The 2123-nt window shown below is 52.3% G+C and carries 1 protein-coding gene; it reads right to left on the reverse strand.

Annotated elements, in window-relative coordinates:
* Nucleotides 1-162: 162 nt before the first annotated feature.
* Nucleotides 163-1929 carry a transposase gene (locus QA600_RS22725; protein WP_278294216.1) on the reverse strand — a complete coding sequence of 589 codons (1767 nt, stop codon included), beginning with the start codon at nucleotides 1927-1929 and terminating at the stop codon, nucleotides 163-165.
* Nucleotides 1930-2123: the final 194 nt, after the last annotated feature.

Consider the following 2123-nt stretch of genomic DNA (forward strand, 5'->3'; position numbering starts at 1 on the left):
TGAGGGTGCTGGAGAAAGGGGGGATTCTGAGCAGTAAATCACGACATGTGAACGAGATCCAATTCTTCGCAGAAGCCTCTCAACCTCTCACTCTCATTACCTACCCTCATTACAAGAACTTGTGAGGTACTGCGACGTCGACAACAGCCCCTTCCTTGCCGTCTACCCCACTAATTTCTCCGTTTGCGCCTCCGATTCCATGAATCGTGAGGCGCGTTTCAGATTTGTCCCGATTGCTTTCGCTATCGACGCATTCTTCACCTTGATCGTCCCCGTGAACCGTGTTTTCTCCCTATCTTGGTGATATACCTCGTTGACCATCGACTCAGCCCCGGCACGTACGTTCAGAAACTCCTGCTCGTCTGGATCGTTCAACCGTTTGCGTCTCTGAGCCACTTCTAACCGCCGTTCGTAGAAGCCATAACTGTAGAACTGCTGCTTTTCCTCCACGAAGCAATTCTCCTTGTGTGGACAACCCTCACAGAACTCTTTGGCCATGCGTCCCGAAATCCGGCCACTCTCGGGCATGTACCGCTGCTCGAATGGTTCGTGTCCGGCAGGACACGCAACCATTCGGTGCCCGTCCCACTCCGCATCAGCAAGTGAGACGTTCTCCTCAGGTGGATTCTCACCCGTGAGTCCGGTAAAATGCTGTGTGATCCCATGACCAGTGCAGCGTGACTCTACCTCTTTGTGCGTGTAGCCACCGTCAACAAGGAGATCAGTCAGTCCAGTTCCGTACCGGAGATCTTCAACATCTTCATCCAACAACTCTCCGTCATCGGTGTTGTTAGTGTCCGTTCTGACGGCAGTGATGAGCCGGAACGAGTTTTCAGTCTCCTCGTCTGGATCGACTGTTTCGGCCAGGTTCGTCACGTAGCCGAAGTATTCTTCACCGCGTTTCCGACGGTACGTCGCCTCGTCATCGTGCGTACTGTGGAGCGAATCGCTGGGAATCCCGGAGGGATTCCGCAGCTCGATGGGCGAGTCCTCCTCTTGCTCTTGCTCCTCCGATTCAGTTGATTCCGCTTCGTCCTCATGCGCGTTGTCCTCGGTGACAGCACTCAATGTTCGGTGAGGTTCCCACCCCGCCGAGTCCTCGGCGGGGTTGGTATCATCCGTGTCTTCGTCGTCTTCTTCGAGTTCACCGAGCTGGTAACATTGTTCGGTGAAGGCACGCTGTAGGTGGCCGAAACTCTCCAGTTCGGTATAGTCGGGGTGGCTCTCGAATTCTTCGACGAGCCACCCCGCCCAGTCGGCGAGTGTCTCCATGGCAGCCGACGCTTCCTCAGGGTCAAGTTCGTAGGACAATTCTGATTTCTCCCTGTTGGCGAATGTGTCCATGTCGGCTGGAAGCTCTTCGAGGCGGTCTTCAGGCAGGTCGGTTAGGAAGTTGTAGACAACCCTCCCGAGCAAGTCCATCCGGGAAAGCTCCTTGATATTGGCCTCAACCAACGTCGAATCCATCCGCTGAGTGCTGGCGTCAATTTCGAACTCATCCTGGAGATAATCGCGGTGGTCCGTGAAGACCTCGTGCAACAGATCGCGTCCAGTGTCTTCCTCGTATTCGAGCAACCGCCGCCGGAAGTTGGTGAACGTCTTCGGGCAGATATTGTCGTCGAGAGATTCCTTGCCAAGAGCGTTCCGGACACGGAAATCGAAGATGTAGGCGTGTTCGAGTTCTTCGTCCGAGAGGTTCATCAGGTGTTTGATGATCTCCAACGAGACGAGTTCATTAACTGGCTTGTTCGGACGACTATACCCATCGTGGTAGAGTACCTCGAACTTCTCTTCATCAATTTGAGTGAAGACAAGATCGTAAAAGTGAGACGACCAATGATCGTCTAATTTCCGCTTGACGTTAGACGGAAGCTCTTTTACTGGCGAAAAGAGCTTCTCTTGTTCGTGTTCCTTGTTTTTTCTGAACATATGATTGAGCCAGTCCCCCGATTATTTCTCTACTCAAATATAACACTTCTACTAGTATATAGATTATGTTGGGGATAGTAGCAAAAACAGCTGACTGAGATTAGTTTAGTGATAACAGCCTATTAGCAATGGCGATTAGCTTCTGGTTCTACGATAATAGAGAAGGAGGACCCTTTCTACGGTGCCCTCGCGCT

This window comes from Natronococcus sp. A-GB1 (genome assembly GCF_029688845.1).
Lineage (GTDB): Archaea > Halobacteriota > Halobacteria > Halobacteriales > Natrialbaceae > Natronococcus.

Bases quoted from the DNA above. Each gene is read 5' to 3' on its own strand.
- QA600_RS22725 (WP_278294216.1), bottom strand. From the start codon at position 1,929: ATGTTCAGAAAAAACAAGGAACACGAACAAGAGAAGCTCTTTTCGCCA.